Annotated in this window: 16 protein-coding genes; all 16 read left to right on the plus strand. The window is 53.6% G+C overall.

Features of this window, described 5'->3' with window-relative positions; genetic code table 11:
* Positions 1-51: 51 nt before the first annotated feature.
* The 16 genes from FE782_RS13205 (at position 52) to FE782_RS13280 (ending at position 22,358) form a co-directional block, all read left to right on the plus strand.
* A complete protein-coding gene (locus FE782_RS13205) occupies positions 52-804 on the plus strand; it encodes an IclR family transcriptional regulator (RefSeq protein WP_138194567.1) in 753 nt (250 codons plus the stop codon).
* Positions 805-1,017: 213 nt separating this feature from the next.
* Entirely contained in the window at positions 1,018-2,478 is a 1,461-nt protein-coding gene (locus tag FE782_RS13210) for a sialidase family protein (protein WP_138194568.1), read from the plus strand.
* A 19-nt stretch (positions 2,479-2,497) separates the two neighbouring features.
* A complete protein-coding gene (locus tag FE782_RS13215; protein WP_138194569.1) occupies positions 2,498-3,430 on the plus strand; it encodes a dihydrodipicolinate synthase family protein in 933 nt (310 codons plus the stop codon).
* Between the two features lie 40 nt (positions 3,431-3,470).
* Positions 3,471-4,832 carry an ABC transporter substrate-binding protein gene (locus FE782_RS13220; protein WP_138194570.1) on the plus strand — a complete coding sequence of 454 codons (1,362 nt, stop codon included), beginning with the start codon at positions 3,471-3,473 and terminating at the stop codon, positions 4,830-4,832.
* Between the two features lie 43 nt (positions 4,833-4,875).
* Positions 4,876-6,198 (plus strand): Gfo/Idh/MocA family protein, encoded by a 1,323-nt coding sequence (locus tag FE782_RS13225; RefSeq protein WP_138194571.1) that lies wholly within the window; start codon positions 4,876-4,878, stop codon positions 6,196-6,198.
* Positions 6,199-6,368: 170 nt separating this feature from the next.
* Positions 6,369-7,487 (plus strand): ABC transporter ATP-binding protein, encoded by a 1,119-nt coding sequence (locus tag FE782_RS13230; RefSeq protein ID WP_138194572.1) that lies wholly within the window; start codon positions 6,369-6,371, stop codon positions 7,485-7,487.
* A 16-nt stretch (positions 7,488-7,503) separates the two neighbouring features.
* The gene (locus FE782_RS13235) at positions 7,504-10,548 is read left to right on the plus strand and encodes an extracellular solute-binding protein (protein ID WP_158299387.1); all 3,045 of its coding nucleotides are present in this window, start codon (positions 7,504-7,506) and stop codon (positions 10,546-10,548) included.
* The gene (locus FE782_RS13240) at positions 10,538-11,467 is read left to right on the plus strand and encodes a carbohydrate ABC transporter permease (RefSeq protein WP_138194574.1); all 930 of its coding nucleotides are present in this window, start codon (positions 10,538-10,540) and stop codon (positions 11,465-11,467) included. The genes FE782_RS13235 and FE782_RS13240 overlap by 11 nt, the downstream gene beginning before the upstream one ends.
* On the plus strand, positions 11,464-12,369 hold the full coding sequence (locus FE782_RS13245) for a carbohydrate ABC transporter permease (RefSeq protein WP_138194575.1): 906 nt from the start codon (positions 11,464-11,466) through the stop codon (positions 12,367-12,369). The genes FE782_RS13240 and FE782_RS13245 overlap by 4 nt, the downstream gene beginning before the upstream one ends.
* Positions 12,370-12,395: 26 nt before the next feature.
* The gene (locus tag FE782_RS13250; RefSeq protein WP_238392470.1) at positions 12,396-14,552 is read left to right on the plus strand and encodes a YIP1 family protein; all 2,157 of its coding nucleotides are present in this window, start codon (positions 12,396-12,398) and stop codon (positions 14,550-14,552) included.
* Positions 14,549-16,837, plus strand: a complete 2,289-nt coding sequence (locus FE782_RS13255) for a DUF5696 domain-containing protein (RefSeq protein ID WP_138194576.1) — start codon at positions 14,549-14,551, stop codon at positions 16,835-16,837. Before FE782_RS13250 ends, FE782_RS13255 begins: the two co-directional genes overlap by 4 nt.
* Positions 16,834-17,694 (plus strand): carbohydrate ABC transporter permease, encoded by an 861-nt coding sequence (locus FE782_RS13260; protein ID WP_138194577.1) that lies wholly within the window; start codon positions 16,834-16,836, stop codon positions 17,692-17,694. Before FE782_RS13255 ends, FE782_RS13260 begins: the two co-directional genes overlap by 4 nt.
* 8 nt (positions 17,695-17,702) lie before the next feature.
* Positions 17,703-18,689: a carbohydrate ABC transporter permease gene (locus FE782_RS13265; RefSeq protein WP_138194578.1), complete on the plus strand. Its 987-nt coding sequence runs from the start codon at positions 17,703-17,705 to the stop codon at positions 18,687-18,689.
* A 79-nt stretch (positions 18,690-18,768) separates the two neighbouring features.
* Positions 18,769-19,479 carry a response regulator transcription factor gene (locus tag FE782_RS13270; RefSeq protein ID WP_138194579.1) on the plus strand — a complete coding sequence of 237 codons (711 nt, stop codon included), beginning with the start codon at positions 18,769-18,771 and terminating at the stop codon, positions 19,477-19,479.
* A gap of 1 nt (position 19,480) precedes the next feature.
* Positions 19,481-20,872, plus strand: coding sequence for a sensor histidine kinase (locus FE782_RS13275; RefSeq protein WP_238392471.1), 1,392 nt, complete (start codon positions 19,481-19,483; stop codon positions 20,870-20,872).
* Between the two features lie 217 nt (positions 20,873-21,089).
* Complete coding sequence (locus tag FE782_RS13280) at positions 21,090-22,358, plus strand: MFS transporter (RefSeq protein WP_138194580.1); 1,269 nt, start codon at positions 21,090-21,092, stop codon at positions 22,356-22,358.
* Positions 22,359-22,463: the final 105 nt, after the last annotated feature.

The raw sequence follows: 22,463 nt of genomic DNA on the forward strand, positions 1-22,463 counted from the left end.
GTAGTACAATCATTGAGAACAGTGTTATTAAAATGATGCGAGGTGTCGTTCGTGGAGGAAGATGTTAAAGTCAAGTCTTTATTCAGGGCATTGAAGATTATGGATTGTTTTTCGTTGGAAAAACCCGAATGGGGAATTACCGAGCTCAGCCAACACCTCGGTTTCTATAAAAGCAATGTTTCGAATATCGTAACGACGTTCGTCAAGGCGGGCTATTTGGAACAGAACGAGGACAACGGGAAGTACCGCCTCGGATTCAAAATTTTGCAGCTCGGCAACATTATCTCCAGCAACATCAGCTTCCGGAAGCTGATGATCCCTTACATGCAGGAAATCGCGGATAAAGTGAATGAAATCGTATATTTGGCCGTCCCTTACGAAGGCGAAGTGATCTATTTGGATTCTTGCTTGCCGAAGAACCAGTTATCGACGAGATCCATGCTTGGAGTCAAGGCGCCGCTTCATTGCACGGGCATCGGCAAGGCGATGCTTTCGGTTTTGCCGGAAGAGACGGTGTCGGACGTGATTTCGAGAGGATTGAAGAAATTCACGGATAATACAATCACGAATCCGGAGCTCTTATTGCAAGAACTCGCCGAGACCCGGGAAAGAGGGTATTCGCTCGATAGAATGGAACATGAGTACGGGATCAAGTGCATCGGAATGCCGATTCTAAACAAGCGCAAGCAATTGATTGCGGCGATCAGCGTCTCGGGACCTTCCTTGCGCTTCGACGAAGAGAAAATTCGGGAGTTATCCTCTTTGCTGAAACAGGCCGTAACCGAAATTGAAAACAAGTTGTAGAACGATCGGATGAATTTGTTGGAAAGGAATTTCTCGGAAAGTATTGTGACGGTAAAGTGCTCATGTTATACTAAATACAAAGAACGTCGTTCTTCAATCGAGAACACGTGAGAATCGGAAGCATAGACGACTCACTAGGTTCTTTTTTTTGAGCCATTACGAGAACGATGTTCTCCATTAAGGAACAATAAGTCATTGGAAGGGGAATGGGAGATGCGGAATACGGACATCCGACCGACGTGGAGTTTCCGAACTCAAAGCGCGCTTGGTACGGCGGTTGGTTACGATACCCTCCAAGACATCCATATCGTCCGATTGGCCCCGGGGGACGGCATGCTGGAAGTAGACTTCGCGTATGAGGGGAAAGAAAGCGACCTGCGGGGGTTGGAGTTTCGCGTAGAACTGTTCCGCCGCGGCAGTCCGGGACGGGTTGGCGCGTATCCGGCGGCCGGAGGGGAGACGACGGTCGTCGTTCGCGGCTTAACCAACGGCGAGGATTATGAGCTGAAGGTGACGGCCTGCGCGAACGGAACGGAAGGGGTCGTTTCGGAAAGCGCCGTTAGACTGGCAAGGCCCGGGGTCGTCCCCGGCACTGTCGTGAACTACATCCATCCGGAAGATTACACATACGATTTCTCGGGGAGATCGCCCGCGAGTCCGTCGATCACGACGTTGCCGAACGGCCGCATGTTAGTTTCGCATGACGTTTACTGGCAGAAGGGGGGGCAGAATCTAAGTAAGATTTTCGAATCCCTGGATGGCGGCCGAACGTGGAGCTTCTTATGCTACTTATATCCATGCTTCTGGGGCAAGTTGTTCCAGCACCGCGGGAGCGTCTATATGTTGGCGACACGTACGGAATACGGGGACTTGATCATCGGTCGCTCCGACGACGAAGGGAAAACCTGGTCCGAACCCAGCGTGATTTTACCCGGCGGGGATCGAGATTCCGGCGGTCCTCATAAGGCGCCGATGCCGGTCGTCGAGCATCGCGGCCGTCTCTGGTCGGCGATCGAGTACGGCGCCTGGTCGTTAGGCGGTCACGATGCGGGGGTCGTCTCCGCGAGCGTCGATGCCGACTTGCTCGATCCTTCCAGTTGGATCAGTTCGCCGTTCTTGCCCTACGATCCGAGTTGGCCGGGAGCGATACGCGGAGGGGCTGCGCCGAGCGTGCTTGAAGGGAACGTGGTCGTGACGCCCGATGGGAAGTTAGTCAATATCCTGCGTTATCATACGAAGGGCGGGGAGCCGGAACACGGACGCGCGGTTATTCTCGAAATTGACGATCGGCATCCGGAGCGTCCATTGTCCTTCGGGAAAGTAATAGATTTCTACGGAAATCTTTCGAAATTTACGATCCAATTCGATTCTGTAAGCGGACTTTACTGGTCGCTTGTAAACAGAGTCGCTTCGTCGAATATCTTTCAACGTAACATTCTGACGTTGGTTTCTTCTCCCGATCTGGAGCGTTGGACGATATGCCGAGACATTCTCAACTACCATGATAACGGGTGGCCGGAGGACGACAAGCAAGCGGGCTTTCAATACGTGGATTGGGAAATTCACGGGGACGATCTAGTGTTCCTCTCGCGCACGGCGCTGAACGGGGCGTTCAATTATCACAATGCGAACTACATCACTTTCCATAGAATCACAGATTTCAGGAAGATATAGAGAGGGGTGAGAATCACGCATGAAACCAGAAGTGCCTAACGGAATTTGGCCGACGATGGTAACGCCGTTTACGGCTTCGGGAAGCATCGATTACGATGCATTAGAGATGTTGATCGAATGGTATATCGCCCATGGCAGCGACGGGTTGTTCGCCGTCTGCCAGTCCAGCGAGATGTTCTATCTATCCCTCGAGGAGAGAGTCGCTCTAGCGAAGTTCGTCGTCGAGAAAGCGGACGGTCGGCTCCCCGTCATCGCTTCGGGGCATATTTCGGACCGAGCGGACGATCAGGTCGAGGAGCTGGGCCGGATCGCCTCGACGGGGGTGGACGCCGTCGTCCTCGTCAGTAACCGCTTGGCCGCCCGCGAGGAGGACGACGAGGTTTGGAAGCGAAATGCGGAGTATATCTTAGAGCGGGTGCCGGAAGTGCAGTTCGGCATTTACGAATGCCCTTATCCTTACAAGAGGCTGTTAAGTCCCGAGCTGCTCAGATGGTGCGCGGACACCGGAAGATTTTCCTTCCTTAAAGATACCTGTTGCGATGTCGAGCAAATGAGGGAGAAGCTCGAGGCGGTGAGAGGCAGCCGGTTGAAATTATTCAATGCCAATTCTTCTACTTTACTAGAATCCTTGAAACTAGGGGCTGCCGGCTTCAGCGGCGTTATGGCGAATTTTCATTTAGATCTCTATGCGTACTTGGTGAAACGTTGGCGTACGGACCCTGCGATCGCGGACGCGATTCAGGCGTTCCTCGGGGTCGTATCTTTAGTAGAATTGCAATACTATCCTGTGAATGCCAAATATCATTTGCAGCTGAGCGGAGTGCCTCTGCAGCTTCGAAGCCGCGTATCCGACGAGACGTGTTTTAAACCGAATCAGAAGCTTGAGATCGAGCAGCTTCAAGTCTTAACTTCCTACGTAAGAGAACGGCTGAAGTCTAACGTCAGCAGTTGAATCGCAATGATTCTTACATAGACTAAGGGAGGTTTTACGATTGAAGAACAAAATGAAAGCGGTAGTCATGGGGATGTTCGCAGCAACGATGATCGTCGGGTGCTCGGGGGCCGGCGGCGCCGGCGAAGAAGCGCAGTCGCCGCCGGCCGAGACGCCGACGCCGACGGAAAACGCGCCGGACCCCGCGCCGGCGCCGGCGGAGTTCGATCCGTCCTCGGCGACGGGCGAAATCGTCATCTCGGTAAACTTCAGCGAAGCGGACTTCAAGAGGCGGTATATCGACATTATTAACAAGCAATTTCCGAACGTGACCGTCAAACAGCTCGTCACGTCGAAAGACTTCACCTTCGCGGATGTCGTCGCATCCAACACGCAGATGGATATTATCGACCAAGGCATTACGAACTTGAAGAGCATTCTCGACCTGAATCTCGCGCTCGATCTGGACCCGCTCGTGAAGGAGCAAAATATCGATTTGAACCGCTTCGATCCTTTCATCGTCGACGATATCCGGTCGTACGCGGCGAATGGGGAGCTGTATTTGATTCCCTACACGATTCAGCCGTTCGTGTTGCATTACAACAAGGCGATCTTCGATAAGTTCGGAGTGGATTATCCGAAACCGAACAGCACATGGGAAGAGTTAATCGAATTGTCCAAGGAGCTCTCTAGAACGCAGGACGGCGTAAATTACCGCGGGCTGCATGCCGGCATTAACGTGAACCGACTGCAAATGCAGCTTTCGCTGCCGTACGTCGATGCGGCTTCGGGGAAGTCGGTCGTCGGCTCCAACGAGGGCTGGAGCAAGCTGTTTCAAACCTACAAGGATATCTATGGCGTACCTGGGAACTTCCCGGAAGGCGCAACGTTCGGCGACGGCAACAACGCGTTTATCAAAGACCAGAACCTCGCGATGTTCCCGCACCTGATTTCCGTTCACAGCTCGGCTTGGGTAGAAGCGATTAACGCGGGCATGGATATCGGGGTAACGACGTATCCGGTGTTCAAGGATGCGCCGGGCATCGGTACGGGGCTGTTCGGAGGCGGATTGGCGATCTCCACGACCTCGAAGCAACCGGAGCTGGCGCTGGAAATCATTAAGTATTATACATCCGATGAAGTGCAATCGGAATTAGCGACGCTTGGCTTGGCTACGCCGCTGGTCAATCCGGACGTTCGCAACAAATTGTACGAGGGCAATGAAGTGGCGAGCCTAGTGGATGTTAACGTCCTCTACGAGAATCAATTCGCGGCCCCGTATGCGAAGTCGAAGTGGGACGCCGCTGCGGCCACCAAGGTGACGGAGGGCTTGACCCGCGTCGTAACGGAGAACGTCGACATCAATACGGTCTTGAGGGAAGTCGACGAGGCTGTCAACCAGGCGATCTCCGAAAATCCATAATCGGCGGGATCCACATTGAGGGCAAAGGAGAGTACCGAATCCGATGGTTAGCGTAGAGACACAAACCGTTACTCCGAGTAAAGGTTCTAAGCATATTAAGGTTGTGTTGGTGGGGGCCGGCGACCGAGGGATGGGTTACGCTACGCATGCGTTGCGTCATCCCGACGAGATGAAAATCGTCGGCGTCGTGGATCCCGATCCGGCGCGTAGACAACGGGCGGCGGAGGTTCACGGAATCGCCGAAGAGAACTGCTTCGACTCGGTGGAAGCGTTCGTACGGGTTCCTCGTTTCGCCGATGCCGCGATCAACGGGACAATGGATCCCCTGCATGTCCAGACCTCGATTCCCTTGCTCCGGGCAGGATACGATATCCTGCTGGAGAAGCCGATCGGGACGTCAGCGGAAGAAATCGTGACCTTGGAAGAGGAAGCCAAGAAGCATGGCCGCAAGGTGATGATATGCCATGTGCTTCGATACGCTCCGTTCTACTCGGAAATCCGGAGGCGAATCGCCGACGGGGAAATCGGCGACATCATTAGCATGTACGCCTCCGAGCATATCCGGTATCATCATATGGCCGTGTCGTATATTCGTGGAAAATGGAGCAATCAACAGCATAGCAAGACCTCTATGCTTATCGCGAAGTCATGCCACGACCTCGATATTCTGGCATGGATGAAATCGGGTATCGCGCCGAAGCGCGTCAGCAGCTTCGGGGGGTTAACGCATTTTACGAAGGAGCAAGCGCCTGCCGGCTCCGGCGAACGGTGTCTGGTCGATTGTCGGATCGAAGCTTCCTGCCCGTACTCGGCTCAGAAGCATCACGTGGAGATGAACCTATGGGCGAAATACGTTTGGCCGGGGAAGCATGAATCGATGACGGAGGAAGAGAAGCGGGAGTCCTTAAAGACGGATAGTCCGTTCGGACGGTGCGTGTGGAGATGCGACAACACCGTAGCGGACCATCAGTCGGTATCGATCGAATTCGAGGACGGCTCCACTGCGGTATTCAATCTCGTGGGCAATTCCCCGATGAACCATCGCTCTCTTCATATCAATGGCACGAAGGGTGAAATTCAAGGCGCATTGGAAGACGGCGCGTTCGTCATTCGGAAATACGATGCGCGTCAGGGCCGCGAATATACGGAAGAACGGGTGGAGTTGAACGCCTCCAAGGGGATGCATGGAGGAGGGGATTCGATTCTGATTAAAGATTTCGTCCGGATTATCCAAGGCGGCGAGCCGTCGCCCAACACGACGAGTCTGGAAGATTCGATCACGAGTCATCTGGTCGGGTTCGCGGCTGATCGGTCGATGGAAGAAGGACGATGGGTCTACCTAACCGAATATCGCGACTTGACGTAAGAAGAAAAGAGGCCTTCTCTCTATGTCCGATGGAACATAGGAGAAGGCCTCTTTTTCCATGCGCCTTCCATGTTTTTTTATTGTAAAGGAAATCTTCACACGAAATTCACGCCGGTTCCATTACAGTGAACATAAGGGATTGAGACGGATAGGGAAAGGGGAGCTGCGGCTTGGCGCGAATTTTGTTTAATCACGTCTATAAGAAGTACGCGAAAGACTCGACCTACGCTGTGAAAGACTTCAACTTGGAAATCCAGGATCAGGAATTCGTCGTCTTCGTCGGTCCCTCGGGCTGCGGGAAATCGACGACGCTGCGAATGGTGGCGGGGTTGGAAGAGATCAGCGAGGGGGAGATGTACATTAACGATCGTTTAATCAACGATCTTCCTCCGAAGGATCGGGATATCGCGATGGTATTCCAAAACTATGCCCTATACCCGAATATGAGCGTATACGAAAATATCGCGTTCGGACTTCGACTGCGAAAGCTCCCGAAGCACGAAATCGACCTTCATGTGAAGCGAGCGGCGAGAGTGCTGGAGATCGAACAATTTCTCGACCGCAAGCCGAAGCAGCTTTCCGGGGGACAACGGCAGCGGGTCGCCTTAGGCCGAGCGATCGTAAGGAATCCGCAAGTGTTTCTCATGGACGAACCGTTATCCAACCTGGATGCGAAGCTGCGGGTGCAGATGCGCACGGAAATCATTCGGCTGCACAAGCAGCTTGGCGTGACCACGATTTATGTCACCCACGATCAGACGGAAGCGATGACGATGGGCAACAGAATCGTGGTGATGAAGGACGGGGTCATCCAACAAGTGGATACGCCGGAAGGAATCTATAACTTGCCGAACAATATGTTCGTCGCCGGTTTTATCGGATCGCCGCCTATGAATTTCATAAGCGGTAAACTGCTAGAGAACGGGGACAAGCTGGAGTTTCATACCCGCCGATTCGCCTTGGAAATCCCTGCGCGGAAAGCGGCTGCCTTGCGCGCTCGCAATCTCGTCGAACGGACAGTCATTCTTGGCATCCGACCGGAAAATATTAGCAACGAACGATCCGAGTCAGGTTCCTCTCCTCGTGCGGAGTTTCAAGGGATGCACAAATCCAGCGAACTGATGGGGGCGGATCGATTCCTCTTCCTGGATGCCGGGACGGATAACGATCTCATCGTGCGTGTACATCCGAAGTATCGGTACGACATAGACGAGCCGCTGACGGTGACGATGGACATGAGCAAAGCGGTGTTTTTCGACCGGGATAGCCATGAACGGATTACGGAGTAAGGGAAGGGGGAGCGACATGCAAGCGAGGAATACACGGAGGTCCCGTCCCGCGGTCAGGTTATGGATATCCGCGCTTTGCGCGATCCTTTCGCTGTCGCTCGCGCTGACTTCCGCCGTGTGGCATCCATCGCCGGCTGCAGCGGACGAACCTCGGGATCGGCTCCAATCGATGCAAGAACAGTTCGGGCGCATGTACCATGACGTTCTAAGGCAATGGGAGGCGGAAGGGTTGTCCGCAGGGACGGAATCGTTCCGTATTCAGGCGACCGATTACATCGCCGCATCGGATGAGTCCGGACTTGCGAAGGGGAGCTACGAAGGTAGCGGAGATGTCCTCATCTGGCGCAACGACCGGGACAACTGGGTCGAATACGAAGTGGACGTTCCGGAGACCGGCCTATACGAGATGACGGTACGCTACAACCATTACCGGGATGAAAGCGCTTCAGGGTCGAGGACCTATCGTCCGGCGACGTTTTCTATCGCGGTGGACGGCGCATTTCCGTTCCGAGAAGCTCGGTCGATTCGGTTCCCTCGATATTTCCGCGACGCGATGCCGCTGAAAGTCGATCGCTTCGGGGATCATATGCGTCCGCAGCCCATCGAGGTAGAACGTTGGGCAGACTTGGCGGTCACCGATCGGGAGGATTCTTATGACGTTCCGCTGTTGTGGAAATTAACGGAGGGGACGCACACGTTGCGGCTGCAGGGCTTCTCCTCGATCGTGCTGGACACGATCGCGTTCGGACCGCCTGCGGCGTTGCCGACCTACGACGAGGTACTTGCCGGATACCCGGCGGCGAATCCTGCGGCCGGCAGCGAGCCTATCGTTATCGAGGCGGAACGGATGCACGAAAAAAACGAAGTTTCGATTCAGATCTTAAGCGACAAAGACGCTTTCATGACGCCGAAGTCCGACGGAGCGACCTTGTTTAACGGGGTAGGGGGAAATCGGTGGAACGACGGAGGAGAGCAGATCACATGGGCGTTCACGGTTTCGGAAGCCGGCCTGTACGATATCGGTCTTCGGGTCTTGAACAACCTACAGTCCAATGTGACTTCTTACAGAAAGCTCTTGATCGACGGGAAGGTTCCTTTCCAAGAGATGCTCGCCTTCGGTATCCCTTACGACAACAAGTGGCAGCGATACATCCTTAGTAACGAGGAACGGCAGCCCTACGCATTTTACTTGGAAGCGGGAGAACACACGTTATCCATGAGCGTCACTTATGCGCCGCATAAAGAAGTGCAGGCGCTTCTCGAACAAGCGATCCAGCAGCTCGGCAGCGTGACGAGCGATGTGCAGATGTTGACGAGGGGCGAGGACGATCCGAACCGCACCTGGGACATCGAAGACAATTTTCCGGAAATCCCGGAGCAGCTGCGGCAAATTCAAGAGAAGCTGCACAGAATGTCAGAGCTATGGATCGCGAATAACGGGCGCAAGGATAACAACTATCAATCGCTGCGTACAGCGATATCGGACATTCAAGATCTGGTCGATCGCCCGAATCAGATTCCGAACAAGAAGGACACGCTGGCGATCATTCAGTCCAAGGTAGCCTCGATTACGAATCAGTTAACGAAACAGCCGCTTGCGCTCGACCAGATCGTTCTCGTCCCGCATGGGAGCGGCTTTCCGAGAATGACGGCCAATCTCTGGGAGAAGGCAACGAACGGGGTCATGAACTTCGCCCGGTCCTTCAACGAGGAGAATCAGTTGTCCGATAACGAGGAGGGCGTACTGAACGTCTGGATGAATTATGGGCGGGACTATGTGAATTTGCTTCAGGAGCTGGCCGATCAGTATTTCACGCCGGAGACGGGCATTCCCGTGAAGATCGACTTGCTGCCGCGCGAGGAGCTGCTCGTACTGGCCAATGCGACGAACAAAGCTCCGGACGTGGCGCTCGGAATCAGCGAAGGCAAACCGTCGGAATTCGCGTTCCGTAACTCCGCCGCGGACTTGTCCGCATTCGAGGGTTTCGAGGAATTAATCGAACATTTCGCGCCGGGGTCGATGCTCCCGTATTATTACGACGGCGGATATTATGCGGTACCGGAAACCTTGCAACTCAAGATGCTGTTTTACAGGAAGGACATCTTAGACCAATTAGGGCTCGGGATCCCGAACACGTGGCATGACGTATACGAGATGCTGCCGACCTTGCAACAGAACGGATACAACTTCTACATTCCTACTGGGGAATTTCTAATGTTCGTCTATCAGAACGGCGCCGACTTCTACGAGGAGGACGGAATGCGGACGGGGCTCGATACGCCGGAAGGATTCACATCGTTCAAGCAAGCGACGGAGCTGTTTAGCCTCTACGGCATCGAGCAGCAAGTCCCGAGCTTCTACCAGCATTTCCGCGACGGCGATATGCCGATCGGAATCGCGGATTTGAATACGTATCTCCAATTAACGGTGGCTGCTCCCGAATTGACCGGATGGTGGGGAATGGCGCCGATCCCGGGGTACGAAGGCGAGCAAGGCGAGGTGGAGCGTTGGGCGGGCGGCAATATCGGCATGCTGTCCCAAGGTCTCGGAGGTTTCGGAGCGGGGACGCCGGCTTCGGGAGCCGCCGGTCAGAGCTCCGCGATGATTATGAAGAAATCTTCGAATCCGGAATGGGGCTGGGAATTTATCCGATGGTGGATGTCTTCCCAAATTCAAGAGCAGTTCGGTTCCGAGTTGGAAGGGTTCTATGGAGCTGAATTCCGATGGAATACGGCGAATGCGGAGGCGTTCGTCAAGCTGCCTTGGACGCCGGATGAGCTGGATCCGCTGTTGGAGCAGTGGCGTTGGTACAAATCGATGGTGAATGTACCGGGCTCGTATTTCATTCCGAGAGAGCTGAATAACGCTTGGAACCGGACCGTCGTCGACGGTATGAATTACCGCAGCTCGCTGGAGAGAGCGGTGATGAACATCGACCGCGAGTTGATCCGGAAGCAGACCGAGTTCGGGTATCGCGACGACAGCGGCAACATTCTCGAAACGTTCGGATTGCCCGAAGTGAACCGCCCATGGGAAGGGGTTGACCGATATGCCGATTAAGATGCGATTGTTTGCGGCGGCGCAGGAAATTTGGCGATACCGGTTGTCCTACCTCTTCATAGCTCCATTCGTAATTTCCTTCGGCATCTTTATCTTTATTCCGGTGCTTGCGGCCATGGGACTCAGCTTCACCGCATTCAACGGGATGGAGGCGCCGCGCTGGGTGGGCTGGAAGCATTACGAATACTTGTTCTCTCAGGATTCGCTCTTCTTGCAATATGCGCTGCCCAATACGGTGAAATTCGCCGTCATCGTAGGGCCGGGCGGTTATATCGCCTCCTTCGTGCTGGCTTGGCTCCTTGCGCAGCTTCCCGATCGAGCGAGGCTGTGGTATGTGTTAGCGTTCTACGCTCCCTCCTTGGCGGGGGGAGTGGCGATGTCGATCATCTGGATTCCGTTGTTGTCGGGCGACAGAATCGGATATTTAAACAGCTTTCTACTAGGTATTGGGTTCATCGACGAACCGCGATTATGGGTGTTGGATAAGAAGTATTTAATGAATTCGATGATTTCGGTGACGTTGTGGTCTTCGATGGGCATCGGCTTCCTTGCCATGTTGGCGGGCATCCTCAACGTGGATAAGACGTTACACGAGGCAGGGCGGGTGGACGGAATCCGCAGCAGGCTTCAGGAGGTATGGTTGATTACGATCCCGTCGATGAAACCCCAGATGCTGTTCGCGGCCGTCATGGCGATCGTCGGCGCGTTCAAAGCGGGGCATATCGGAGTGGAGCTTTCCGGACAAAACCCGACGCCGCAATACGCGGGGCATCTGCTTGTGAACCATGTGGAGGATTATGGGTTGATCCGGTTCGAGATGGGGTATGCCTCCGCCGTGTCGGTCGTCTTGTTGGTTATTATATTCTTAGCCAATCGATTGAGCTGGAAGTTGTTCGGAGCGAAGGAGGATGAGGCATGAATCGCTTAGGATGGAACTTGCGAGAAGCTGCTGCGCTGCGCCGCCGGGCGTCCCTGCTTCTCGGATGGGACCGCGGGCAAATATGGATCGCGGCGATGCTGCTTCTGCTGGGGATCTTCATGCTTCTCCCGCTGATCTATATTTTTAACCACGCGCTGAAGCCGTACTCGGAGCTGTTCATTTTTCCGCCGAATATTCTTGTGATGGATCCGACTTGGGCTAACTTTACGGAGTTGTTCGTCGTGACCCGAGATTCGGCGATCCCGGCGTCTCGTTACATGTTTAATAGCATCGCGATCGCCGTGATCGCGACGTTAGCCGTGACGATCGTCAGCGCTCTCTGTGCGTACCCGCTGGCGAAGCACAAGTTTCCGGGCGCCAACGCGCTGTTCTTCGTCATCATTGTGTCGTTAATGTTCGTTCCGGAGACGATGCAAATTCCCCGTTACGTCGTTGTATCGTCTCTGGGCATTACGAATACGTTTTGGGCCCATATATTGCCGCATGTCGCGGCACCCGTGAGCGTCTTCCTCATGAAGCAATTCATGGACCAAGTGCCCAATGAACTGATCGAAGCGGCGAAGCTCGATGGAGCTCGGGAAGCGATGATTTTTCTGCGCATCGTGATGCCGGTGTGCATGCCGGCCGTAGCCACCGTCGCCATCCTGCAATTTCAGAACATCTGGGGAAATACGGAGACGTCCATTCTGTTTACGACGGACGATTCGATGAAGACGTTCCCTTATTTTCTGCAGACGTTAACCCAAAATTTGGCGAATTCCGTAGCGCGTCAAGGGGCCGCGGCCGCCGCTTCGCTGGTGATGATCGTACCGACCTTACTGGTCTTCTTGGTCTTTCAACGCAAGGTGATCGCCACGATGGCCCACTCCGGCATCAAATAATCGCGCGGAAAGGAGGAGCGAAGCCATTGAAGTTTTGGAGTAAAGGCGTGCTCTCCGCGATCGTCGCCGTGCTTCTGACCACTGTATCGGGAATCGGGGACCAGGCGGCCAGGGCCGATGTGATGTATCCGACGTTCACGAAAGACAGTTACGGCAACGTGATCTTCACGCAACCGGCATATACGCCGATTCGATTGCTGGGCGACGATCTCGTCGTTCCGGACCCGGAGGAGCCGGCATCCGAACAGTCCTCGCCTCTTTCGGGTCCGAAGGACGTGTTCATCGATTCGAAAGATCATGTCTATATCGCGGATACCGGGAATAACAGAATCGTGCACTTCGACGAAAACCTTCGGTTTCTTCGATACATTGAGTCGAAATCTTCCCCGTTCAAAGCGCCTGAAGGCGTATTCGTCGACCAAGAGGGCGACGTCTACGTAGCCGACACGGGGAATAAACGGGTCGTGCACCTAGATTCGGAAGGAAATTTCGTACAGGAGATGGGGCGTCCGAATTCGCGGTTCATTCCCGAGGATTTCAAGTACGATCCTATCAAGGTCGTAGCGGATCGGCGGGGGTACCTGTACGTCGTAACGCTCGGAGGCTATAGAGGCTTGCTGCAGATGGATCAAGAGGGGAATTTCCAAAGCTTCTATGGAGCTAATAAAACGGAGTTCTCCGTGCTGGACGCGGTGAAGAGGGCGCTGTATACCGAAGAGATGTACGCGAACGAAATCAGCAAGCTGCCAGGCGCGATCAGCAATGTGGCGATCGGACCGGACGGATTCATCTACACCTCGACTTCGGGAAATATCAGCAACAGCCAGGTGAAGCGGTTAAACTACGAAGGGAAAAACCTGTTGGTGAATTCGACGGAACTGCTTGAAGGAGAATCGAAGTCGCTTTCTTTCGGAGAGCGGTTGTGGACGCGGTATTCCGAGGAAGGGCGGAAGCTGCTTCCGCAAATTGCGGACCTTGCCGTCGATCAGTACGGCAACATCATCGCCATCGATCAACAATACCGGTTCGTCAACCAATACGATTCATACGGCAATCTTCTGTTTTTCTGGGGGGGCCGATCGGCCCCGTCTTCGACGCAGCTCGGCTTGATTAAAAACCCTGTGGCCGTCGCGGTCAATTCTCGAAACGAGTTGTTCGTCTTGGACGATCAAGAGAATGTGCTCCAAGTGTTCCGGCTGTCGGAATTCGGTCAACTCGTCTATCATGCGAACGATTTGACGAATAAAGGGTTTTATGCGGAAAGCGAGCCTTATTGGCATCGGGTGCTGGAGTTGAACGCGCAATATACGCCGGCCATTCTTGGATTGGCCAAGACGGCTTACCAGAAGGAAGACTACGCCACGGCGAAGGAACTGTTTCGACGCGCAGGGGATCAAGTGGGGTATTCGGATTCGTTCTGGCAGCTGCGGCTAAGATGGTTCCAAGAACGATTTTCCTTCTTTGCGACGTTATTCGTTGCGCTTAGCGCCGTCTATCTCGCCGGCGGACGGTTCGTCCGGAAGCTGGCCGCTCGATTCGCCGCAAGGCGATCTCCCCGTACCCATCCGGTATGGGAGCAGCTGAAGCATGCGTTCTACATGCTGAAGCATCCTATAGACGGGTTTACGGCGCTGCGGTTCGAAAACAAAGGCGGCTACCGGGGAGCTATTCTCATCTTGATCGGCATGTATGCCGCCTTGCTCGCGTATCGCATGTTTACGAGCTTCTCCTTCCTTAAGGCAGAGGAACATTCGGTCAATGCATTGACCGTATTCATTCAATTTTCACTCGTGTGGTTCGTATGGGTCGTCTGCAATTATTTGATCAGCTCGATCTACCGCGGGGAGGGTCGCTTCAAGGACGTGTTCGTCGGCAGCGCATACGCTCTGATCCCGTTCGCGCTTTTCGCCATCCCGTTAACGTTGATTTCCAATGCCTTGACGTTGTCCGAGGAAGCCATCTATCAGTATTTATTGTACGGCTTGGTCGTCTGGGTCGGCGCCATGTTCTTCTGGAAGGTGCAGTCGTTGCAAAATTACGGCGTAGGAGAGACCGTCGTCAACATCTTGCTGTCCGTCTTCGCCATGGTGGTCACGGGAGTTCTCGCCTTTATCGTGATCGGCTTGTCGAACGAGCTTAGATTGTTTATTTATGAAGTGTACCAGGAGGTGACGCTTCGATGAGTCGAATCGTTGGTACGATTCGTGCGCGAATCCCGCAGACGATCGTTATGTCGCTCTTCCTCGCTGCGTTGATCTATCTGGCGATGACGACGGACATCCGTTGGAGCTCCGAAGGGGCAACGGCTCCGCCTCCCGCGGCGACGGTCGAAGCCGTGCAGAACCCGATGTCGGGTCATGAGGAGCTGCCGTCGGAGGGGCGATTCGAACAAGTGGCGGAGACGGATACGCTTGTTTTGCGGGTCGATCCGGGGTCGGGTCACTTCATGGTCACGGATAAGCGGAGCGGGAACTTGTGGCATTCCTACCCGAACCCCGAGCATTGGAAGGACGAGACGATCGGAGGCATCTGGAAAGACCATCTGCGATCCCCGGTTATGATCCAGACATTGGATTTTACGAGACACAATGCGCGTCCGGAATTAACGAACTGGATTTCCGCCAACGGCGCGATCCGCGATTACGAGCCGATCGAAGGCGGCGTTCGCCTAACGTACGCGTTCACCGACGTACAAGTATCCATTCCCGTAGAAATTCGGATTCGGGACGATTATATAGAGACGAAGATCGTGAACGAACGAATTCAAGAGGCCAAGAACGGATTGTTATCGGTACGCCTGTTCCCCTTCTTCGGGGCCGAACATAGCGTCGGTCAAGACGGGTATTTGTTCATCCCCGACGGCTCGGGGGCGATTATGAATTTTTCGAAATCCAGCCGAAATAAGATGAATCTTTACAAAGAACCGATCTACGGGCCGGATTTCGCCTACCGCACCGACGAGTCTTCGCGACATATGGTAAGAATGCCTGTCTTCGGAATGAAGTCGGGCGACAACGGATTCCTGTCGATCGTGGAAGGGGGGGAAGAGTACGCCGACATCGTCGCCTCCCCGGCCGGCGTATACAGTCTGTATAATTGGATCGGCACGGAGATGCGGTACCGTTCCCCGTTCGAGCAAGTCACGAACCGCCACCGCGAAACCTCGTATCTGGCTTATGACGAGGAACGCCGTTTCGGCTCCGACCGCGTCGTCCGCTACTACGTATTGACCGGCGAGCAGAGCACTTATGCGGGGATGGCTTCCCGGTATCGTCAGTATTTAATGGAAGAACAAGGTTACGAGCGTATCGTGCCGGAGCAACGTTCGATTCCGCTTCAAGTGTCCCTCATCGGCGGCGATCGGGAAGAAGGCTTGTTTATGGATGCCTACGTTCCGATGACGACCTCCAGCCAAGCGATGGAAATCGTGAACACCCTGTACGGCATGGGGGTGGAGCGGATGAGCATTAACCTGCTTGGTTGGCAGAAAGACGGGTTCACGAGCTTCGGCGACGTTCTCCCGGTCGATTCCCGACTGGGAGGGAACGAGGGCGTCCGGCATTTCGTCGACTTCGCGCATTCGCTCGGGTTTCCGGTCTCCTACGGCGTTAACTATGTTTTGAACAACTCGGGGGCGCACGGCTTCTCCAGTCGACATTCGGCGATGCGCGATATGTCCGGCACGATCATGAATTTCGAAGATTGGTACGAGAACGACTTGCCCATGGCGAGCCTACGGTTCGTCGAACGGTATTTCGACGAGGATTTGCGCGAGATTTCCAAGCTAGGGTTCGACGGAGTGACATTCGGCCATGGATACGGTTACGGCGGGGGATTGGGGCAATGGTTGATCAGCGACTTCAATACGCGGTACGGCAGCAGCCGAAGCGAGGCCATGGCTTTGCAAGCGCAGTTCTACCGTCAGGCGGCGGAGCGATTCTCGACCGTTAATGCAAGCTATTCCGCGCAGTACGTGAACGCGTATGCGGACCATATTTTCGGGATGGTTGACGATTACTCTTACGACTTGTTTTCGAATCGGGCGGTTCCGTTCATGCAGATCGCGCTGCACGGGCTGCTTACCTATTCTTCCCGATACGTGAACGATCGAGGGGAATACCAAGAGCAATTCTTGCGGGACTTGGAATACGGAGCGCTTCCGTCCTTCGCCTTCACGCATGAGCCGACGCATCGAATGAACGATTCGTACAGCCTAAGAATGTTCAGCACCCAGTACGAGGATTGGGCGGAGAAGGCGGTTCAGCAATATCAAGCCTATAACGAGGCGCAGCGCGACTTGCAGGATCGATTTATCGTGAACCACCGGTCGTTGGCGAACGATGTGTTCGAGACGACCTACGAGAACGGTACGCGGATCGTCGTGAATTATGGGAGCGCTCCTTATGCGGTCGGTACCCGGCATGTCGAGGCGAGAGGATATTTAATCGTAAAGGGGAGCGAACGATGAAGCGTCTAAGCGCCAAGGCGGTGCGGAATATCGAAGGCTCGTTGTTCATCGCTCCTTGGGTCGTCGGATTTTTCGTCTTTATGGCGTTTCCGATTTTTTATTCGCTGTATATGAGTTTCCATCGGGTGCAAGTGTTGGCGACGGGCATCGAGGCCAATTTCGTCGGCTTCGACCTCTACAAATCTATCTTATTTGAAAACGGAAGCGTCCTATACAACGACTTGATCCCTTTTTTGAGCGAAGCCGTCATTATGCTGCCGATCATTATCATTTTCTCGTTGCTGATCGCGATTATATTAAACCAACGGTTTCCCGGTCGCTTGGCGTTTCGGATGATCTTCTTCTTGCCGGTGATCTTTACGACGGGCAGGGTCATTCTTGAATTTATCGCGCAAGGGGAAGGAGGGCTGGATTTCCTGTCGCGGTATAACGTGAACTCGTTCATCGCGACCCGCCTCCCGGAGCTGTGGGCGAACGCCATCATCACGGTGTTGGAATCGTTCATTTTGATCCTTTGGTATTCCGGGGTCCAAATCTTGCTCTTCCTAGCCGGCCGGCAGACGATCCCGAGCTCGATCTACGAGGCTTCCCGCATCGACGGGGCGAATCCTTGGGAGACGTTTTGGAAAATTACGCTGCCGGGTATGATTCCTTTCATTTTCCTTAACTTGATCTATACGGTGGTGGACTTGTTCACCTTCCCTACGAATCCGATCATCGCCAAGGTGAACTCGAGCAATTACGGGCTATCCAGCGCGCTGGCGTGGATTTACTTCATGATTATTCTGGCGTTTCTGGGCGTAACGCTTCTCGTTTTCCATCGGATCACAAGATCTTACCGGGTCGTTAATTCGTAGAGGGGGGAATGGGAGTGGGGAATGCGGCGACGCATACGGATAAGAAAGTCATCAGGAGAAAATGGAAATGGAACCGAAACGGAACGGTATTGCGGAAAACGAAATATGCCTTATTAGGGAAAGAAGCGGACCAAGGCCTTCTGTTCAAGCTATTTATTTACGTCATTCTGATCGACACCGCTTATATTTATTTAAATCCATTGTTTTTCATGATCTCGACGATGGTGAAGGACGCCTCGGATCTGGTCGATCCCGCCGTCAATTGGGTGCCGCGCGTTATTTATCTAGGAACGTTGCAGGAAGCTTGGGTCATGCTCGATTATGCGAAATCGTTTTTTCTAAGCACAGGCCTTACGCTGGCCATCGCCGCGTCTCAGACGCTACTGTGCGCCGTCGCGGGGTATGCTTTCGCCCGACTCGAATTTCCGCTCAAGACGTTCTGGATGTTTTGTTTGCTCTTAACGTTCATCGTTCCGCCCCAGCTTACGATATTGCCGATGCTGCTCGCCGCGAGCGAGCTGGGCTGGATCAACAAGCTGTATCCTCTATTGCTTCCGGCGCTATTCGGCCATGGGCTGAAAGGGGCGTTGTTCGTCATTATTTTCAGGCAATTCTTCGGCACGCAGCCGAAGGATCTGGAGGAAGCGGCGCGGATCGACGGAGCGAACGTATTTAAGGTGTTTTATAAGGTCATGCTTCCGCTGGCCCGGCCTGCGATCATCGTTGTGTTCCTGTTCTCGTTCGTGTGGAATTGGAACGACTCCTATTACCCCGGAATGTATTTGATCAACGCGCAGGACGTTCCTCTCTCGCTCGGCATGTCCAAGATTTCGGCGGGGATCGAAGCAAGAATCGCGGAGAATGGACCGACGGTATTCGACGAGCCGATCAAGATGGCTACCTCTTTCTTAATGATCCTGCCGCCTCTAGTGCTGTACATGTTCACCCAACGATATTTCGTAGAAGGCGTGGAGCGTACGGGTCTGGTCGAATAGAAGAGGAAATTCGAGACAGCCGGAAAGCGGAATATCAGGTATAATACCTGTAAATACGTTGCGTAAGGGTGAGGCCGCGATGCACATATTGATCGTAGAGGACGAACCGAAAATCAGAGATGTGTTGAAGGCTTATCTAGAGATGGAAGGCTGGGCGGTCGACTTTACTTCCGACGGGCACGAGGCCGTAAGCAAATTCGACCTGCATCAGCATGATCTAATTTTACTGGATCTTAAGCTGGAAGGGTTAAGCGGCGAAGACGTTTGCCGCCGGGTGCGGCAGAAGTCGAATGTGCCGATCATCATGATTACTTCGAAAAATCGGGAGAACGATACGATCCGAGGATTGAATCTGGGAGCGGACGATTATATCGCGAAGCCGTTCCGGGTGAAAGAAGTCGTGGCGAGAATCAAAGCGCTGAGGCGTCGCCTCCATCTGCACGAAACCGAAGATGCGAACGAAGAGGGCCGACCGATGGTTTACGACAGAGGTCGGCTCGTCGTAAATCCGGTCAACAAAAGCGTATTCGTAGACGGCAAGACGGTGCAGTTAACAGCAACCGAATTCAAGCTCCTGACCGTCTTGTGCGAAAATCAGAAGAAAGTATTCAGTCGCAGCGAGCTTTCCTATATTGTCCAAGGTTATAGATTCCAAGGGGATAGCCGGACGATAGACGCCCATGTGAAAAATTTACGCAAGAAGATCGAGGAAGACAGTCAGCAGCCAAGGTATATTATGACTCGGATCGGCGCGGGGTATCAATTCGCCGCCGCGCCGGAGGGAGACTGATTTGAAAGGGCTGCTCCGCTATTTACGCCGGATGAACGTTTTGTTATTCACGGCCTTTTTCTTCTTTTCGCTCGTATTCATTTTGCTCATTTCTTCCGCCCATCGGTTCCATTGGGACAGCTTGTTCTCGACCTACCAAAGAAGCTTGCTGGATGGCAATGCCTATCGATTAATGGACGATATGCGTCAGGCCGAAATCCGAGCGAGCGCGCCGGAAGAGGAAGAGATCGCATGGGTGAAGAGGAGAGCGAATCTTTACGGCATCTTGATCCAATATACGTCGTTGGACGGACGGACGATCTGGATCGATACGATTCGGGATTTCGATGAAGCCTACTTGGAGGAAGCTAACGAATATCCGTATATTATCGACGGCCGTACGGTCGGCACCCTCAAGGCGGCGAATCTGGCCGCACGGAACAAGTTGAATCCTACGATGATCGAATACCAGGAACAATTGGAGTTTCGTTCCAAGATCTTGTATGCCTCCATCATCGTCATTGCATTCCTGTTAAGCTTCTGGATCGCTCGCGTCTTGTCGAGACATCTCAAGCTGTTGGAGGAGCAAACGAATCAAATTCGGATGGGCCGCAGGGAATTGCGAATTTCCTCGAAGGGACCGGAGGAAGTTAGAATGCTGGCCGTTACGCTCGACGAGATGGTGAAGGAACTAAAGAAGCAGGAAGATTGGCGGCAGCACTTAATGGAGGATCTAACCCACGAGCTTCGAACGCCGTTGACGTCGATGCTCACGCAAATCGAAGCGATCCAAGACGGGGTATACGAGGCGGACGAGCAGCGCATGCAGGAAATCTTCGAAGAGTTGGAACGGCTTTCCCGTTTGATTAACGATTTGGAACGATTGTCCGAAGCGGAGAGCGCCCGCTTCTCCATTCATATCGAAAAGACGGATATGGTTCGCTTGGCGCGGAAGGTTCATGAAAATTTCCGTACGCTGGCGAGCTCGCAGGGCATTCAATTGACGTTCGAGAGCACGAACGTTCCTTGCTTCTGCGAGGTGGACCGCGATAAGATCGTTCGGGTCGTCTCCAATGTGTTGTCCAATGCCATTAAATACAACCAGCCCGGCGGTACCGTGAAACTAAGAATCGAATGCGAGCCCGAGCACACGGACATTATCTGCGAGGACACCGGAATCGGAATCGGCGAAGAGGATTTGCCGTACATCTTCAACCGCTTGTATCGCGCGGACAAATCAAGGTCCCGCTTTAACTCGGGAGTGGGGCTGGGGCTTAGCATCGTCAAAGCGCTCGTCGACGCGCACAACGGAACGGTATGGGCCGAAAGCGAGCTTGGCGTCGGCTCCGCGTTCACCGTCCGCATTCCGGCGAAATACGTGAATGCCGAATCCGAATCCGGTCATCCAAGCTAGGAATCAGCAAACTACAAGGGATCTCTCTATCCTTGTAGTTTGCTTTTTCTTTTTCCGTAGGATTTGGGTAGTACAGGTATCGACTTGCGCCTCGCACGCAAATATTTGCGCGACGTGCTTCAACTTTTGCGGAAGTACATTGCCCGGTCTAGGTTACTATTCACTAAGCGGTATATGAACCGGACCAACCAAATTCGAATTCGCGAGGTGTTGTATGATGTCGATTCCGTATCAAGCCCATTCCCCCAGTGTAAGGAGTCTATTTAGTAACCGAATCGTTCAGTCTGTCTTATTGTCGGGGTTGCTGCTGCAGATGGGGATCTGGATTCGCAATTTTGCAATTCTGCTCTTTGTAACGGAGCAAACGAATAAAGACCCCGTAGCCATCGCGCTGATCTCAGTGGCGGAGTTCGCGCCGATCTTTGTTTTTTCCTTTATCGGCGGTACGTTCGCCGACCGGTGGAGACCCAAACGAACGATGATTATTTGCGATTTACTTAGCGCTTTATCCATCTTCGTCGTCTTATTGGCGCTAGTTTACGGCGGGTGGAAAGCGATCTTCTTCGCCACGCTGGTTTCATCGATTCTGTCTCAATTTTCCCAACCGTCCGGGATGAAGTTATTTAAGCTTCATGTACCGGAATCGCTGATGGGCATGGGGATGTCGATGTACCAAACGATGATGTCCGTCTTTATGGTTTTCGGGCCGATTCTCGGCACGTTGATTTATTTCCGTTTCGGCATTCAGGTCGCCATCGCGATCATGGGGATTTGTTTTCTCTTGTCGGCGGCGGCGCTTACGTTGCTCCCTCCGGACCGGAAAGACCGGAATAGCGGGCAATCCTCGTCGGTGAACATATCCCGCGAGATGAAACTAGGGATTAAATATGTAACCTCTAAGAAGATTTTTATGTATATGGGCGCATTCTTCTTGGCCGGCGGCATGGGCCTCGGATTAATTAGCCCGCTCGGGATTTTCTTGGTTACGGAGCAGTTGGGGTTATCGGCGGAAAGTCTGCAATGGTTTACTTCGCTGAACGGCATCGGCATGATTCTCGGCGGCATTATTGCGATGGGGCTCTCGAAGCATGTCCCGCCGCAGAAGCTGCTATTGACCGGATTTATTGCGAATGCGCTGGCCGTGTCCGTGCTGGGTACGGTTCCGGTCTTGAGCATTGCGCTTGCCGCACAGTTCCTCTCCGGACTCATGGTTCCTTTTATTCACATTGCATGCAATACGTTAATTCTTAACCAAGTAGAGGAAGCTTACGTCGGAAGAGTGAACGGCATTCTAAATCCGCTCTTTATGGGCGGGATGGTCCTCAACATGAGCTTCGTGGGGGTGATCAAGGAACAATTGCCTCTCGGCGCGATTTACCTGATCGCGTCAGGCATTTTCATGATCGGCGTACTTGCCGCGCTGCCGCTCGCGAAGATGAAGCTGGAACGCCGGATCCATGCGGCCGGTCTGCATCACCATCATTGATCGCCTGATTTCCGTGCCGCGACTTAGTTTTTCTGAATAAGTTTCCTCACCTGGGATCGGCTCCGGCCGATTCCAGTTTTTGTTCGATCGCGGCAATTTCGCGTG

It is taken from the genome of Paenibacillus antri, from assembly GCF_005765165.1.
GTDB classification, from domain to species: domain Bacteria; phylum Bacillota; class Bacilli; order Paenibacillales; family YIM-B00363; genus Paenibacillus_AE; species Paenibacillus_AE antri.

Bases quoted from the DNA above. Each gene is read 5' to 3' on its own strand.
- FE782_RS13225 (WP_138194571.1), top strand. From the start codon at position 4,876: ATGGTTAGCGTAGAGACACAAACCGTTACTCCGAGTAAAGGTTCTAAG.
- FE782_RS13245 (WP_138194575.1), top strand. From the start codon at position 11,464: ATGAATCGCTTAGGATGGAACTTGCGAGAAGCTGCTGCGCTGCGCCGC.
- FE782_RS13235 (WP_158299387.1), top strand. From the start codon at position 7,504: ATGCAAGCGAGGAATACACGGAGGTCCCGTCCCGCGGTCAGGTTATGG.
- FE782_RS13255 (WP_138194576.1), top strand. From the start codon at position 14,549: ATGAGTCGAATCGTTGGTACGATTCGTGCGCGAATCCCGCAGACGATC.
- FE782_RS13210 (WP_138194568.1), top strand. From the start codon at position 1,018: ATGCGGAATACGGACATCCGACCGACGTGGAGTTTCCGAACTCAAAGC.
- FE782_RS13270 (WP_138194579.1), top strand. From the start codon at position 18,769: ATGCACATATTGATCGTAGAGGACGAACCGAAAATCAGAGATGTGTTG.
- FE782_RS13280 (WP_138194580.1), top strand. From the start codon at position 21,090: ATGTCGATTCCGTATCAAGCCCATTCCCCCAGTGTAAGGAGTCTATTT.
- FE782_RS13215 (WP_138194569.1), top strand. From the start codon at position 2,498: ATGAAACCAGAAGTGCCTAACGGAATTTGGCCGACGATGGTAACGCCG.
- FE782_RS13260 (WP_138194577.1), top strand. From the start codon at position 16,834: ATGAAGCGTCTAAGCGCCAAGGCGGTGCGGAATATCGAAGGCTCGTTG.
- FE782_RS13265 (WP_138194578.1), top strand. From the start codon at position 17,703: ATGGGAGTGGGGAATGCGGCGACGCATACGGATAAGAAAGTCATCAGG.
- FE782_RS13240 (WP_138194574.1), top strand. From the start codon at position 10,538: ATGCCGATTAAGATGCGATTGTTTGCGGCGGCGCAGGAAATTTGGCGA.